Source organism: Pseudomonas sp. GXZC, from assembly GCF_026967615.1.
GTDB classification, from domain to species: Bacteria; Pseudomonadota; Gammaproteobacteria; order Pseudomonadales; family Pseudomonadaceae; genus Aquipseudomonas; species Aquipseudomonas azotoformans_A.
Genome location: NZ_CP114115.1, coordinates 675,328 through 690,507, shown reverse-complemented (window position 1 = coordinate 690,507; position 15,180 = coordinate 675,328). Strand labels below are relative to the sequence as shown.

The window sequence follows — 15,180 nt, the reverse complement described above, 5'->3', positions numbered from 1 at the left end:
CGCTTTAGGAGGCTTTTATTGCAAAGTGTGTTGTTCGATGAACTCTGTCGGTACAACGCCCTCACGGCTGACCAGCCGATTGAGCTCCGAGCGCGGCAATCGAACGGCCAGCAAGCTGACACCTTCTTCGTCGTGTTCTTCTTTCTGTACCGCGCCCAACTCGAAAAACTGTGCACGCAGTCGAGCAAAACGCTGGGGCAAGCGCAAGGTGCCAACGAACAAATCGCCGCCGAGCAACTCGGCAATGGCCTGTTCAAGCAACTCAAGACCACTGCCATCACGCGCCGACAGCCAGACCCGCTGGGGCTTGCCGTTCTCATCGCGCTGGATTTGTGGCTCAACGCCTTCAAGCAAATCGAGTTTGTTATAGACCTCGAGGATCGGCAAGTCCTGGGCACCAATCTCGCCCAGCACCAGCATCACCTGTTCAATCTGCAACATGCGATCCGGTTCAGCCGCATCGATCACGTGCAACAGCAGGTCGGAATTGCTCGACTCTTCGAGCGTAGACCGAAATGCCTCGACCAGCTTGTGCGGCAAGTGACGAATGAAACCCACGGTGTCGGCCAGGACAATCGGCCCCAGGTCGTCCAGATCCAGACGGCGCAGGGTCGGGTCGAGGGTGGCGAACAGTTGGTCGGCCGCGTACACGTCCGATTTCGTCACATTATTGAAGAGTGTGGATTTGCCGGCGTTGGTATAGCCCACCAGAGACACGGTCGGGATATCCGCGCGGGTACGCCCACGGCGCGATTGCTCACGCTGGCTGCGCACTTTCTCGAGGCGGCCCTTGATCTGGCGCAGGCGAACCCGCAACAGGCGCCGGTCGGTCTCGAGCTGGGTTTCACCCGGGCCGCGCATGCCGATGCCGCCACCTTGACGCTCAAGGTGAGTCCAGCCGCGGACCAGGCGGGTGCTCATGTGGTCAAGCTGGGCCAGTTCAACCTGGAGCTTGCCTTCATGGGTACGGGCGCGCTGGGCAAAAATATCGAGAATCAGACCGGTACGGTCGATCACGCGACACTCGAAGACACGTTCGAGGTTACGTTCCTGACTGGGCGTGAGGACGTGATTGAAGATCACCAGATCGGCTTCTTCGGCATGGACCAGGTCGCGCAGTTCCTCGACCTTGCCGCTGCCAATCAGGAATTTGGCGGTTGGCCGATGACGCGGCACGTTAAAAAACGCAACGGTCTCGGCGCCGGCCGAATTTGCCAACTCCTGAAACTCCTGCGGATCTTCGCGCGCCTCAGGGTCCTGTCCATCCAAGTGAACGAGTATTACCCGCTCACCACCACCGTGGCGCTCAAAGAACAAAGGAGACTCCTATCAGGCGTTACCTGGCTCAGCGTCAGCTGCTTCATCACCGGCGGCGCTAGGCAGACGGATTGGACGAACAGGAACGACTGTCGAGATAGCGTGCTTGTAGACCATCTGGCTGACGGTGTTTTTCAGCAGGATCACGAACTGGTCGAACGACTCGATCGTGCCTTGCAGCTTGATACCGTTGACCAGGTAGATGGAAACCCCCACTTTCTCTTTACGTAAAGTATTCAAGTAAGGGTCTTGTAGCGAATGCCCTTTTGACATGTGCCGCACTCCTTTAAGGATCAATAATAAAAATCGGAAAATAGATAGCTTATGGCCGTCACACCCCCAAGGATAGACGGCAATTGCAAGGACTCAGCTCAATATGGAGACCGATCCCAAGTATTTCAAGGCGCGTGACAGATTGTCGCTGTCCAGGCTGTCCAGCCAGTGCAAATCGCTCCAGCTGCGCAACCAGGTGAACTGGCGTTTCGCCAATTGGCGCGTGGCAATGATGCCGCGCTCCTGCATTTCGGCTGACGTCAGCTTGCCATCCAGATGATCCCAGACTTGGCGGTAGCCTACAGCACGTATCGAAGGTAACCCTGGATGCAGGTCACCTCTGGAACGCAGAGCTACGACCTCGTCCACAAACCCCTGTTCCAACATAATTGTGAATCTTTGTGCAATTCGATCATGCAGCACCTGGCGATTTGCCGGAGCGATGGCCAGATTCGCCACAGTATAGGGCAATTGTGACGCGCCAGATGCGCCTGCGTCAGCACTTTGCGCACTTTGTTTCAGCCGATGTTCAGTCATGGTCTGCCCGCTCACGCGCCAGACTTCCAGGGCGCGAGTGAGGCGCTGGGGGTCATTGGGGTGAATGCGCGCGGCGGACACCGGGTCCACGGCGGCCAACTGGTCGTGCAAGGCTTGCCAGCCAAGGCGTAGAGCCTCTTCTTCGAGCTCGGCGCGCACCTGGGCGTCGGCCGGCGGCATATCCGCCAGTCCTTCCTGCAAAGCCTTGTAATAGAGCATCGTGCCGCCCACCAGCAGCGGAATATTGCCCCGCGCAGTAATGTCGGCCATCGCCGCCAGGGCATCGGTGCGGAAATCCGCCGCCGAATAGCTCTCTGACGGGTCGATGATGTCGATCAGCTGATGCGGGTATTGGGCCAACAGCTCTTTTGACGGCTTGGCCGTGCCGATGTCCATGTCCCGGTAAACCAGGGCAGAGTCGACACTGATCAGCTCGCACGGCAGCACTTTGGTCAGCTCGATGGCCAGGTCGGTCTTGCCGGCGGCCGTGGGGCCCATCAGGAAGATCGCGGGGGGCAAGGCACTCATCAACGGCCGCGCAAGAACAGTTTGTCCAGATCGTCCAGGCCCATCTGGGTCCAGGTCGGCCGGCCATGGTTGCATTGCCCGCTGCGTTCGGTGTTTTCCATGTCGCGCAGCAGACCGTTCATTTCCGGCAGGGCCAGGCGGCGATTGGCGCGGATGGCGCCGTGGCAGGCCATGGTGCCGAGCAACTCGTTGATGTGCGCCTGGATACGGTCACTGGTGCCGTATTCCATCAGGTCCGCCAGCACGTCAGCGACCAGGCGGTTGGCCTCGGCCTGCTTGAGCAACGCAGGAATCTGGCGGATGGCCAGGGTTTCCGGGCCCAGGCGCTGCAACTCAAAGCCTAGCTTCTGGAACACGCCGTGGTGTTCTTCGGCACAATCGGCCTCGCGCTGACTGACGGCCAGGGACTCCGGCACCAGCAGCGGCTGGCCGCTGAGGCCTTCGCTGGCCATGGCGATCTTGAGGCGTTCGTACATGATCCGCTCATGGGCGGCGTGCATGTCCACCAGCACCAGGCCATGAGCGTTTTCCGCCAGGATGTAGATACCCTTGAGCTGCGCCAACGCGTAGCCCAGCGGCGGGATATCTCCACCGCCTTCGGGCAAGGCCACAGGCGCGCCCGGCTCGGCACCTGGCAGCGGCGCGAAAAACTCGCGGTAGGCCGCCTGGGCTTCAGCCACCGGTACTGCCGACTGTGGGCGCGGGGTGTACTGGTACTGATAACCCGAGCCGGCGCCGGAGTTCGGCGCGGTATAGGCAGGTTGCGACTGCGGCGATTGCAGCAGGTTGGCCGCCAGGCTCATTTCGCCTTGAGGGCCGAACTCGCCAGCTTCCGGACCACTCGGACGGACCACTGCGGTCACAATAGGCGCAGACAACTGATCATCCGGACGCACATCACCCAGGGTGCGGTGCAAGGTGCCATAAAGGAAGTCATGCACCATGCGCCCATCACGGAAGCGCACTTCGTGCTTGGTCGGGTGCACGTTGACGTCCACCACCGACGGATCGACCTCAAAGAACAACACAAACGTCGGGTGCCGTCCGTTGAACAGCACATCGCGATAGGCCTGGCGCACCGCGTGGGCGACCAGCTTGTCGCGCACCGCACGGCCGTTCACAAAGAAGTACTGCAAGTCCGCCTGGCTACGGGAGAAGGTCGGCAAACCGACCCAACCCCACAGGCGCAGGCCATTGCGCTCGATTTCAATCGGCAGCGCCTGCTCCAGGAAGCCCGGCCCGCAAATCGCTGACACCCGGCGAGCACGCGCGGCGTCATCGTGGGCTTCGTGCAGGCTGAGGATGGTCTTGCCATTATGCCGCAGGTGGAATGCCACATCGAAGCGGGCCAGGGCCAGGCGCTTGATGACTTCCTGCAGGTGATCGAATTCGGTTTTCTCGGCCTTGAGGAATTTGCGCCGCGCCGGGGTGTTGAAGAACAGGTCGCGCACTTCCACCGACGTACCGACGGGATGGGCTGCCGGCTGGACCCGAGGCGCCATGTCGCGACCTTCGGTTTCCACTTGCCAGGCCTGCTCGGCGCTGCGGGTGCGGGACGTCAGGGTCAGGCGCGCCACAGAGCTGATGGACGCCAGGGCCTCACCACGAAAGCCCAGGCTCATCACCCGCTCCAGGTCTTCCAGGTCGCGAATCTTACTGGTGGCGTGACGGGCCAGGGCCAATGGCAGGTCGTCGGAGGAGATACCGCTGCCATCATCCCGCACGCGCAGCAGCTTGACGCCGCCCTGTTCCACGTCGACATCAATGCGCTTGGCGCCGGAGTCGATACTGTTTTCCAGCAGCTCCTTGATCACCGAGGCCGGACGCTCCACCACCTCACCGGCCGCAATCTGGTTGGCCAGGCGCGGGCTGAGCAGTTCGATGCGTGAGCCGTTATCCAGGATCGAGTCGCTCATCACTGCGCCGCCAATTCGGTGCCAGGGATGGTCAACACCTGGCCGACTTTCAATTCATCGGTCTTCAGGTTGTTGGCGCTGCGCAAGGTCGCGGCCGATACCTGGAAACGCACGGCCAGCATAGCCAAGGTGTCGCCGGGCTGAACGCGGTGGTCGCGCGGGCCCTGGGCGATTTTCCCGGAGTCACGCAGCCATGCGATGTAGGTGCCCGGTGGCGGATTCTGCTGGAAGAATTGGCGCACACCGGCGCTGATGGAACGCGCCAGCGCTTGCTGGTGACTGGCGCTGGCCAGCTTCGAGGCCTCGTTGGAGTTGGAGATAAACCCGGTCTCCACCAGGATCGATGGGATATCCGGCGACTTCAACACCATGAATCCTGCTTGTTCCACGCGCTGTTTGTGCAGCGAGGTGACCCGGCCGATGTTACTCAGGACCTTCTGGCCCACGTTCAAGCTGGACGTCAGCGAAGCGGTCATCGACAGGTCGAGCAGTACGCCGGCGAGCATTTTGTCTTTGTCATCAAGGGAGACATTACCCGCCCCGCCGATCAAGTCGGAACGGTTTTCACTGTCGGCCAGCCAGCGGGCGGTCTCAGACGTCGCGCCGCGATCCGACAGGGCAAACACCGAGGCGCCAAAGGCTGCGGTAGAAGGCGCGGCGTCGGCATGGATCGACACGAACAGGTCAGCGCCTTTCTTGCGGGCAATTTCGGTACGGCCGCGCAACGGAATGAAGTAGTCGCCGGTACGGGTCAGCTCAGCGCGGTAGCCTTTCATCGCGTTGATCTGGCGCTGCAGTTCACGGGCAATCGCCAGCACCACGTCTTTTTCATGCTGGCCGCGTGAGCCGGAGGCACCGGGGTCTTCGCCGCCGTGACCGGCGTCGATCACCACGATAATGTCACGCTTGCCGGCGGGAGCCGGTGGCGGCGGAGGCAGCTTGACCTGCGGTTGCGACGGGTTGACCGGCACAGCCGGCACCGTCGCGACGCTTGGAGGCGGTGCAGGCGGCGGGTTGGCATCGGCGGCATTGTCGAATAGGTCGACCACCAGTCGGTTGCCGTACTGGGCGTTGGGCGCTAAGGAGAAGCTTTTCGGGGTCACGACCTTTTTCAGGTCGATCACCACACGCAGATCAGTCGGCGTGCGCTGGGCCGAGCGCATGGCGGTAATCGGGGTATTGGCAGTGGACACTTTCAACGGCGCGGCCAGGGTCGCGCCGTTGATGTCGATCACCAGGCGATCAGGCGCCGTCAGGGTAAAGACGCTGTGCTGGACCGGGCCAGACAGGTCGAACACCAGTCGCGTGTTATCCGGCGCTCGCCACAGGCGAACACTTTTCACCTGTGAAGCAGCCAGAGCATTGACAGTCATTGCCGCAAGCAACACCCCCACGACAGCAACCAACGCGCGAAAGCGCATACCTAACCCCACCAATTATTTGAATTCCAATGCCAAAACGGCGCACCACGACTGGCCGCGCGCGCTCTGGGGCAACAACTTCAACTGACGTCCATGCTCATGCGGCGTAATGGTAATGGTCATGTCAGGCTTTGGCAAAAAGCCTGTGCCTTTATCTGGCCACTCGATCAGGCACAACGCATCTTCATCGAAGTAATCCCGGATCCCCATATATTCGAGCTCTTCGGGGTCAACCAGACGATAAAGGTCAAAGTGGAAGGCGCACACTGCGCCGATCTCGTAGGGTTCTACCAGGGTGAACGTAGGGCTTTTTACTGCCCCTGTGTGGCCCAACCCTCGGATAATCCCTCGGGATAGCGTGGTCTTGCCCGCCCCCAAATCGCCTTCCAGAAAGATCAGCCCGGCTCCGGCCGTCACCTGCGCAATGCGTTGCCCGAACGCAACCATGGCCTCTTCATCGGCCAGGAAAAGGATTACTTCAGACACGGCGATTGCTCCTCCAGCAATTGACGAATGGCGGCTATCAAGTCGCTGGCAGCCAAGCCGCGACCAAAGGTGCCCTGGCGATCACCCGCCGTGGCATGCAACCAAACCGCCAGGCAGCTTGCCTCATAGGCCGGCATGCCCTGGGCCAGCAACGCGCCCACCAGCCCGGCCAGGACATCACCAAGCCCCGCCGTTGCCATCGCCGGATGGCCTTGGTCACAGCGTGAAACACGTCCGTCCGGGCTGGCAATCAAACTGCCAGCCCCCTTGAGGATAGCCACTGCATTGAATTTCTGAGTCAACGCGCGCGCCACCTTAAGACGATCGGCCTGAACCTCGGCTGTCGAAAGGCCCAACAACCGCGCAGCCTCCCCCGGATGCGGGGTGATCACGCTGTTGGCTGGCAAGCTGATGCCGCCATTGGCGAGCTGATTCAAGGCGTCGGCATCCCAGACTTGCGGCTGCTTGGCGTTGGCGGCGACGGACAGCAGGCTTTTGCCCCAGGACGCTTCACCCAGCCCAGGCCCGATCACAATGACCGAGATCTTTTCCAACAAGCCCATCAGTTGGTTGGCCGAGCTGACGCCGACGGTCATGACTTCCGGCAAGCGGGCCAAAGCGGCTGGCACGTGTTCTGGGCGCGTCGCCAGGGACACCATGCCCGCGCCACTGCGCAAGGCACTTTCGGCGCTCAGCAAGGCGGCGCCGCCAAAGCCGTGGTCACCGCCAATGACCAACAGGTGGCCAAACTGGCCTTTATGGGCGTCCGGCGAACGGGCCGCCAGTTGCGGCAAATGGCCGTGCAACAGGGGCTGTACGTCGGTTATTGCGTGTTTTGTCTGCGGCATGCGTCTTCAAGCTCCGATGTCTGGCAGAATTATACGCATCTAACCTGTGGTTTCTCGTGTCTCATGCCTGCTATTACGTCCGATCTGCCCGCCCTCGCCCAATCGATCAAAGACTGGGGCCGCGAGCTGGGCTTTCAACAAGTCGGCATCAGCGGCCTGGACCTGGCCGAGCATGAGCAGCACCTGCAACGCTGGCTCGACGCGGGCTACCACGGCGAGATGGACTACATGGGCGCCCATGGCAGCAAACGCTCCCATCCCGACGAACTGGTGCCGGGCACCTTGCGCGTGGTGTCGCTGCGCATGGATTACCTGCCGGGCGACACGCAAATGGCCCAATTGCTGGCCAAGCCAGAAAAAGCCTACATTTCGCGTTACGCCCTGGGCCGTGACTACCACAAGCTGATCCGCAAGCGCGTGCAGCAACTGGCTGATCGCATCCAGGCGCAGATCGGCCCGTTCGGTTTCCGCGCCTTTGTCGACAGCGCGCCCGTGCTGGAAAAAGCCATCGCCGAAAAAGCCGGGCTGGGCTGGATCGGTAAAAACACTCTGGTCCTCAATCGCAAGGCCGGTAGTTACTTCTTTCTGAGCGAACTATTCGTCGACCTGCCGTTGCCGATCGACGCGCCACACAGCACCGAACATTGCGGCCGCTGCACGGCTTGCCTGGACATCTGCCCCACCAATGCCTTCGTCGGTCCTTACGTGCTGGACGCGCGACGCTGCATTTCCTACCTGACCATCGAGCTGAAAAACGCGATCCCCGAGGACCTGCGCCCCCTGATCGGCAACCGTGTGTTCGGCTGCGACGATTGTCAGATCGTATGCCCATGGAATCGTTTCGCCCGCTCCACCGCCGAAAGCGATTTCAAACCGCGCCACAACCTGGATAACGCGGAGCTGGCCGAACTGTTTATGTGGGACGAGGATAAATTCCTCAGCAGTACCGAAGGTTCGCCCCTACGCCGCGCCGGTTATGAGCGCTGGCTGCGCAATCTGGCGGTGGGCCTGGGCAATGCGCCGTCGAGTATTCCGGTGCTGGAAGCCTTGAAGGCGCGCCGGGATTACCCGTCGGAGCTGGTGCGCGAACACGTGGAATGGGCGCTGAACCAGCACGCTACGCGCTAGTGCACGTCGTCGTTATAGACGAACTTGGGCATTTCCCAGTGAAAACGGATCGCCAGCAGCCGCAATAAAAAGCCGCTGAACAGGGTCAGCAGGATCGACTGCTCGCTGGGCAGTTCCAGATAAAGGCAGAGCATGTAGAACCAGGCGGCGAGGAACGACACGCTGGCGTACAGCTCGCGGCGGAAGATCAGCGGGATGTCGTTACAGAAGATGTCTCGCAGGATGCCACCGAAAACCCCAGTGATCACACCACTGACCGAGGCCACCAACATGCCGTGACCCATTTCCAGCGCGGTCATGCAACCAATCAGGGTGAACGCCACCAGGCCCACGGCGTCCAGCGCCAGGAACAGCGAGCGCAGGCGACGCATCAGCGGAGCAATAAAGATCGTCACCAGTGCGGCAATAGAGGTCAGCACCAGGTATTCCGGGTGCTTGACCCAGGTCAGCGGGTAATGCCCAAGCAGCACGTCACGCACCGAACCGCCCCCCAACGCCGTCACACACGCGATCAGCACAACGCCAAACCAGTCCATGCCGCGTCGCCCGGCCGACAGCGCGCCGGTCATGGCTTCGGCGGTGATGGCGATGAGGTAGAGCATCAGCAGCATGAGGGCGATCCTTGCATTGAGGCCGGCAGTCTAATCATTTGCTGACGGCACCAAAAGGGGGCGTCACGCTTTGATGAAATGCTTGCGGTAATGCTGCAACTCGGCAATCGACTCGCGAATATCATCCAGCGCCAAATGCGTGCTGCCTTTATGGAAGCTGTCTTTGACTTCCGGCGCCCAACGCGCGGCCAGCTCTTTAAGTGTCGACACATCCAGGTTGCGGTAATGGAAGTAGCTTTCCAGCCCTTTCATGTGGGTATAAAGGAAGCGACGGTCCTGGCAGATGCTGTTGCCGCAGATCGGCGACTTGCCTTTGGGCACCCACTTTTCCAGGAAGGCGATGGTCTCGGCTTCGGCCTCGGCCATGCTGATGCGGCTGTCGCGCACGCGTTGGGTCAGGCCGGAGTTGCCGTGGGTGCGGGTGTTCCACTCATCCATGGTGGCAAGGACGGCATCGCTGTGGTGGATGGCGATCACCGGACCTTCGGCCAAGGTGTTGAGGTTGCTGTCGGTGACAATGGTCGCCATCTCGATGATGACGTCGGTGTCGGGGTTCAGACCGGTCATTTCCAGATCGATCCAAATCAGGTTCTGTGGGTTTTGCATGGCTTGATTCTCTTGGCACCTTGGCGTAGCTGCGCAGTTTAGCAGGCGGGGGCGTGCTAGACTCGCGACCGTTTTACCCAACCTTTGCATTATCGACACGGAACACCAATGGCCAAACGCCAGCTCAACCGTCGCCAAAACTGGCGCATCGAAAAGATTCAAGGTGAACGCGCCGCTCGCGCCGCCAAACGTGAATCCTCCGCCGTGGAAGCGCTTGAAGGCGGCGACCTGGGCCCTGAACAAACGGGCCTGGTGATCGCGCACTTTGGTGTGCAGGTCGAAGTCGAGGCGCTCGAAGGCGAACTCGCAGGCCAAGTGTTCCGTTGCCACTTGCGCGCCAACCTGCCTGCGCTGGTGACCGGCGACCAAGTGGTCTGGCGTGCCGGCAACCAGGGCATCGGCGTGATTGTCGCCCAATTGCCACGCACCACCGAACTGCGCCGCCCCGACAGCCGTGGCCAGCTCAAGCCGGTGGCAGCCAACGTCGACATGATCGTCATCGTGTTCGCGCCACTGCCCGAGCCCCATGCCAACCTGATCGACCGCTACCTGGTCGCAGCCGAGCACGCTGGCATTCGCCCACTGTTGCTGTTGAACAAATTCGACCTGATCGACGAGCAGAACGCCCCGGCGCTGAATGCCCTGCTGGCGGTGTACCGCACGCTCGGCTACCCGGTGCTGGAAGTCTCGGCGCATCACGGCAATGGCATGGAGCAGCTGCAACAGCAGTTGGACGGACGCATCAGCGTGTTTGTCGGCCAGTCGGGCGTGGGCAAATCCTCGCTGGTCAACAGCCTGCTGCCGGAAGTCGACACCCGCGTGGGCCCGCTGTCGGAACTGTCCGGCCAGGGCACCCACACCACCACCACCGCGCGGTTGTTCCACTTCCCCGGCGGCGGTGAGCTGATCGACTCCCCCGGTATCCGCGAATTCGGCCTCGGCCACGTCAGCCGCAGCGATGTGGAAGCAGGCTTCATCGAATTCAACGACCTGATCGGCACCTGCCGCTTCCGCGACTGCAAACACGACCGCGAGCCCGGTTGTGCATTGCTCAAGGCGCTGGAGGATGGGCGTGTGCAGCAGCAGCGGATGAATAGCTATCGGTCGATTATTGCGAGTTTGCCGGAGAGCAGTTACTGAGCCGCCATGCCTTGATACACATAAAGTAAGGCACAGGTCGGCCTAGTCCATTGATTTAACGGGGTTTGGCATCAAGAATTCAGGACAACTGGGCGGCCAGTCGACACGAGCCAGCTTGAATTCGGAATTTCTGATGCGCATAATTGCTCCGTCACCAGCGAAAGCTGGCAGGAGTCTGGATCCTTTTCGGGGTTGATCCAGCGGCGCAGAAGGGGCGAAGCAAGCTCCACTGCGTGTCGAATGAAGCCGCCTTCGGGCGGCTTTGCTTTTTGTGGGGAATTAACGATTGCCTCTCTACTATCACCCCAAACAAGGCGATGTGCTGCTCTGCGACTTCACGCGAGGCTTTGTTGCACCAGAAATGTTGAAGATCCGCAAAGTCGTAGTGATATCCCCGACGGCTACCCACAACCGCAAGCTCTGCACGGTAGTGCCGATCTCTTCTACCGCTCCCGAGATACAGCACGACTGGCACCATTTACTTCACACCAATCCACTTCTAACGGATGGCTACAAAGAGCTGTGGGTGAAGTGCGACATGATTTACACCGTCAGCTTCGAGCGGCTCGACAAACTCCACAGAAAGACCCGTTCCAAAGGGCGAGAGTACTTCGTACCGAGGTTATGTACCGACGACATGCAAGGCGTGATCAGCGGTGTGAAAGGCTATCTTCCGCTCTGACGGATACAAAACGCCCCAATGAATTGGGGCGTTTTCACTGACGAAGTTTGTCGAAAAGGGCCTACGACCCGGTACCCGGTACCGTAGGATCCTTCACCCCACCATCATCAAACAAGTTCAGCTTCTGACGCAGTTCATGCGCCGGCAACGGCTCCTGTCCTGGTGGAATCGCGTTCGGATCGGCCGGCACCTCACCCGGCGCGCCTGCGCCTGGGGTAGGTTGCGGCGTCGGCGGTTGATCGCCTTCAATCGCACGCTGGGCCTTTTTGGTCAGCACCACGATGTCGATCCGGCGGTTGACCGGGTTGAACGGGTCTTGATGATCAAACAGCTGCGACGAAGCAAACCCCACCACGCGCGCCACTTGCGGGTCCGGATAACTGCCGGCAACCAGCGCGCGGCGCGCGGCGTTGGCGCGGTTGGCCGAAAGTTCCCAGTTGCCGAAATCACCCTGGCCCGCGTATGGCTTGGCGTCGGTGTGGCCGCTGATGCTGATCTTGTTCGGCACCGCCTTGATGGTGTCGGCCATGGCCAGCAGGATGTCTTCAAAATACGGCTTCAAGCGCGCACTGCCAGAGTCGAACATCGGCCGGTTGGCCGCGTCGGTGATCTGGATGCGCAGGCCTTCGGGCGTGATTTCGAAGGAAATCTGGTCCTTGAATTTCAGCAGTTGCGGGTTTTCTTCGACCTTGGTCTGCAGCTCTTGCAGCAGCAGCTCAAGCCGCTCCTGCTCGACCTGCTCAGCCATGGACTCGACGGTGTCGCGCTCGATCGGGATTTTCTCCTGGGGCGACTCGGTCTTGATTTCCGGGTTGATGGTGCGCTCAGGCGCCAGTTGCGGCGAGCCACCCAGGTCGATCACGAAGGGCGTGCCGCTTTCCGAGAAACCAATCGGATCTTTGAAGTAGCCGGCGATGGCGATCTTCTGTTCGGGCGTGGCGGTGGACATCAGCCACAGCACCAGGAAGAACGCCATCATCGCCGTCGCAAAGTCGGCGAAGGCGATTTTCCAGGCGCCGCCATGGTGCCCCGCAGCGAAGCGCTTGACGCGCTTGATGATTATCGGCTGGTTGTTTTCCATGGCTTAGCGACCGCGAACCGCTTGTTCCAGCTCGGCGAAGCTTGGGCGATGTTTCGGGTACAGCACCTTGCGGCCAAACTCCACCGCCAGGGACGGCGGCATGCCGGAAGCCGAAGCGACCAGGCTGGCCTTGATCGATTCGTACAGGTTGATTTCTTCCTTGGCGTCATGGGCCAGGGAGGTCGCCAGCGGGCCGAAGAAGCCGTAGGCCGCGAGAATACCGAAGAACGTACCGACCAGTGCCGCACCCACGTGCATGCCGATGGCGGCTTGGTCGCCTTCGCCCAGGGACGCCATGGTCACTACGATACCGAGTACCGCCGCGACGATACCGAAACCCGGCATACCGTCAGCGATGCCGGTCACGGCGTGGGAAGGATGCTCCAACTCTTCTTTAAGGCTGAACAACTCCATGTCGAACAGGCCTTCCAGCTCATGGGGGGCCATGTTGCCGGAGGACATGATGCGCAGGTAGTCGCAGATGTAGGCGGTCATGCGCTCATCTTTGAGCACAGCCGGGTACTTGGCGAAAATCGGGCTGGCGGCGGCGTCTTCGATGTCGGCCTCGATGGCCATCATGCCTTCGCGGCGGCTCTTGTTGAGGATCTCGTAGACCAGGCCCAACACCTCAAGATAGAAGGTGTGGGTGAAGCGCGAACCGAACATGCCCAGCGATTTCTTGACCACGTGCATAGTCATGTAGCCGGGGTTTGCCTGCAAGAATGCGCCGAACGCCGCACCACCGATGATCAGCACTTCGAAGGGCTGGATCAACGCCGCAATTTTACCGTGGGACAGGACGTAGCCACCGAGCACACTTGCGATGACGACGATGATGCCGATAATTTTAGCCATAGGGGATGAGTACTTGCGCCGTCGGGTTCATGGACATATTGGGTGTAGCAGAAAACTCTTGTTCTACTTATCGGCAAAACTGCGCCAGACTATAGCCCGTTAAGGCGAAAAGCCAGTTCGGCCCGCTCCGGGCGTGTAGACCGCAAGTGATGATCGCGCCCCTATCATGGCTAATGAAACGACAGTCCCAAGTGCAAAACCCAACTCTCTCGCCGCTTGGATCAAGCGCCTGGACGATGTGCTGCTGCCTGTGCCCCAGGCCAGTCACGACCGGGTGTGCAAAGGCATCCGCGACAGCCGCAGTTCATTGCGAGATATTGCCGAGCTGATGCAAAGCAGCCCGGCGCTTGTGCTCAGCGTGATGCGCGAGGCCAACAGCCACACCCATGGCAGCTTGGCGGAACCGGCGGAAAACCTTGAAGTGGCGCTCAACCGCCTTGGCCTCAAGCGCGCCGAAGAACTGCTGGCGCGCCTGCCGTCGGTGCCTGCCAATGAGATCCCCGTGGCGTTGCGCCAACTGCTGTTGGTCAGCCAGCACGCATCGCAACAAGCCAACGGTTTGTTCGGCAGCCGCCTGGCGCGACTGTGGCAGGACATTCACTGGGGCAGCCTGCTGTTTCTGTCGCCGCTGTGGCCAATGGCGGTCGCCTACCCCAAGCTCCTCGAAGAATGGGAACTGCGGGTGATCCACAAAGGCCAATCGGCCCGCGAGGTCGAGCAGGCACTGTTCGGCGTGCGCCTGCTGGACCTGTGCGTCGGCCTGACCGAAGCCTGGCACCTGCCGATCTGGGTGTCCCAGGGCTACAAGCTGCTGATGAGCGAGCAACGCTTGCTGGTCAAGGCGCTGCACATCGCCCGCGAAGACGACCCACTGCGCCACCAGCAATTGCTCGACGCCGAACCCAACCTGCGCCGCTGGTTGAACCAACCGGCCAATACCGTGCTGCTGGCCAACGGCCTGGCGATGTCGGCCCAGGAATCCTGGACCTGCCCGCACACCGAACGCTGGCAACTCCTCACGGCGCTGTACCTGCAACAGCCCCTGGGCGAGGTGCAGCAGCAGGTTCACCAACAAGCCGTCACCAGCGCCCGCACCACCTTGATGCCCGACCTCTGGCACCCGGCGCTGTCGCTGATCTGGCCGTGGCATGTACAAAAGATTCATCGCGGCCTGCTTCCAGCGCCACCGCCCACCGCCGAGGCCCTGGCCGTGTGGCGCAAGCGCTGCACCGAACTGCTGGTGGAACCGAGCCGCTTTGCCAACGCCATGCACCTGACCACCTGCGCCAAGGAGGCCCTGGTGGCCAGTGGCATGCAGCGGGTCATGCTGTTGATGGCTGACCGCGCCATGAGCACCTTGCGTGTGCACCAGGTCGATGGCCTGCCGAAAGATGCAGCCAATTTGAGCCTGGATGTGGTCAACAGCACGCTATTGCAGCGCTTGCTGGAAAAATCCGCCCAGGTGCGCCTCAACCCGGAAAACCACGCGCAGTTCTCGGCCTTGCTGCCGCCGATCCTGCGTCGCCTGTTCACCGGCGAACACCTGTTGCTGCGCTCGCTGAGCTGTAATGGCAAGGTGGTGATGCTGATGGTGGCCGACCAAGGCGGCGGACCGTTCTCGGAAACCACCGTGCAGGCCTTCGGCAAAACCGCCCAATGCATCGAGAAAGCCCTGCACTGCTTTACCAACCGCAGCGCCTGATGCTTGCGCTACAATCGCCGTCTTTTATCGCCAACATTTGTGCCCAGGA

15 protein-coding genes are annotated in these 15,180 nt (G+C 61.0%); 4 read left to right on the top strand and 11 right to left on the bottom strand.

All coding sequences use genetic code 11. The features are described from left to right. Positions 1 to 15: 15 nt before the first annotated feature. From hflX to OZ428_RS03220, 7 genes are all read right to left on the bottom strand, one after another. Complete coding sequence (hflX, locus tag OZ428_RS03250) at positions 16 to 1,317, bottom strand: ribosome rescue GTPase HflX (protein WP_016976905.1); 1,302 nt, start codon at positions 1,315 to 1,317, stop codon at positions 16 to 18. 12 nt (positions 1,318 to 1,329) lie between these two features. Next, positions 1,330 to 1,590: an RNA chaperone Hfq gene (gene hfq / locus OZ428_RS03245; RefSeq protein WP_016976904.1), complete on the bottom strand. Its 261-nt coding sequence runs from the start codon at positions 1,588 to 1,590 to the stop codon at positions 1,330 to 1,332. 93 nt (positions 1,591 to 1,683) lie between these two features. Continuing rightward, positions 1,684 to 2,655 carry a tRNA (adenosine(37)-N6)-dimethylallyltransferase MiaA gene (gene miaA, locus OZ428_RS03240; RefSeq protein WP_269132687.1) on the bottom strand — a complete coding sequence of 324 codons (972 nt, stop codon included), beginning with the start codon at positions 2,653 to 2,655 and terminating at the stop codon, positions 1,684 to 1,686. Then, positions 2,655 to 4,571 carry a DNA mismatch repair endonuclease MutL gene (mutL, locus tag OZ428_RS03235; protein WP_269132686.1) on the bottom strand — a complete coding sequence of 639 codons (1,917 nt, stop codon included), beginning with the start codon at positions 4,569 to 4,571 and terminating at the stop codon, positions 2,655 to 2,657. The genes miaA and mutL overlap by 1 nt, the downstream gene beginning before the upstream one ends. Then, positions 4,571 to 5,992 (bottom strand): N-acetylmuramoyl-L-alanine amidase, encoded by a 1,422-nt coding sequence (locus OZ428_RS03230; protein WP_033898464.1) that lies wholly within the window; start codon positions 5,990 to 5,992, stop codon positions 4,571 to 4,573. The genes mutL and OZ428_RS03230 overlap by 1 nt, the downstream gene beginning before the upstream one ends. A gap of 15 nt (positions 5,993 to 6,007) precedes the next feature. Then, the gene (gene tsaE, locus OZ428_RS03225) at positions 6,008 to 6,478 is read right to left on the bottom strand and encodes a tRNA (adenosine(37)-N6)-threonylcarbamoyltransferase complex ATPase subunit type 1 TsaE (RefSeq protein ID WP_269132685.1); all 471 of its coding nucleotides are present in this window, start codon (positions 6,476 to 6,478) and stop codon (positions 6,008 to 6,010) included. After that, positions 6,466 to 7,326, bottom strand: coding sequence for an NAD(P)H-hydrate dehydratase (locus OZ428_RS03220; protein ID WP_269132684.1), 861 nt, complete (start codon positions 7,324 to 7,326; stop codon positions 6,466 to 6,468). Before OZ428_RS03220 ends, tsaE begins: the two co-directional genes overlap by 13 nt. Before the next feature lie 63 nt (positions 7,327 to 7,389). Between OZ428_RS03220 and queG the strand changes: the two genes are divergently transcribed. After that, a complete protein-coding gene (gene queG, locus OZ428_RS03215) occupies positions 7,390 to 8,454 on the top strand; it encodes a tRNA epoxyqueuosine(34) reductase QueG (protein ID WP_038850731.1) in 1,065 nt (354 codons plus the stop codon). On the opposite strand, the gene OZ428_RS03210 is transcribed toward queG, so the two are convergent. Continuing rightward, a complete protein-coding gene (locus OZ428_RS03210) occupies positions 8,451 to 9,065 on the bottom strand; it encodes a trimeric intracellular cation channel family protein (protein ID WP_028615507.1) in 615 nt (204 codons plus the stop codon). The two genes, queG and OZ428_RS03210, sit on opposite strands and share 4 nt — an antisense overlap. Before the next feature lie 63 nt (positions 9,066 to 9,128). Further along, positions 9,129 to 9,671: an oligoribonuclease gene (gene orn / locus OZ428_RS03205; RefSeq protein ID WP_003171343.1), complete on the bottom strand. Its 543-nt coding sequence runs from the start codon at positions 9,669 to 9,671 to the stop codon at positions 9,129 to 9,131. A gap of 108 nt (positions 9,672 to 9,779) precedes the next feature. Here orn and rsgA point away from each other — a divergent pair, with 108 nt between their 5' ends. Both rsgA and OZ428_RS03195 read left to right on the top strand, forming a co-directional pair. Continuing rightward, complete coding sequence (gene rsgA, locus OZ428_RS03200) at positions 9,780 to 10,811, top strand: small ribosomal subunit biogenesis GTPase RsgA (RefSeq protein WP_025858074.1); 1,032 nt, start codon at positions 9,780 to 9,782, stop codon at positions 10,809 to 10,811. 286 nt (positions 10,812 to 11,097) lie between these two features. Next, the gene (locus OZ428_RS03195; RefSeq protein WP_269132683.1) at positions 11,098 to 11,493 is read left to right on the top strand and encodes a type II toxin-antitoxin system PemK/MazF family toxin; all 396 of its coding nucleotides are present in this window, start codon (positions 11,098 to 11,100) and stop codon (positions 11,491 to 11,493) included. Between the two features lie 61 nt (positions 11,494 to 11,554). On the opposite strand, the gene motB is transcribed toward OZ428_RS03195, so the two are convergent. Together motB and motA are read right to left on the bottom strand one after the other, a co-directional pair. Then, positions 11,555 to 12,574: a flagellar motor protein MotB gene (gene motB, locus OZ428_RS03190; RefSeq protein ID WP_033898472.1), complete on the bottom strand. Its 1,020-nt coding sequence runs from the start codon at positions 12,572 to 12,574 to the stop codon at positions 11,555 to 11,557. Between the two features lie 3 nt (positions 12,575 to 12,577). Beyond that, complete coding sequence (gene motA / locus OZ428_RS03185) at positions 12,578 to 13,429, bottom strand: flagellar motor stator protein MotA (RefSeq protein WP_016976894.1); 852 nt, start codon at positions 13,427 to 13,429, stop codon at positions 12,578 to 12,580. Between the two features lie 166 nt (positions 13,430 to 13,595). Between motA and OZ428_RS03180 the strand changes: the two genes are divergently transcribed. Beyond that, positions 13,596 to 15,131 (top strand): HDOD domain-containing protein, encoded by a 1,536-nt coding sequence (locus OZ428_RS03180; protein ID WP_061435083.1) that lies wholly within the window; start codon positions 13,596 to 13,598, stop codon positions 15,129 to 15,131. The last annotated feature ends 49 nt before the right edge of the window (positions 15,132 to 15,180 follow it).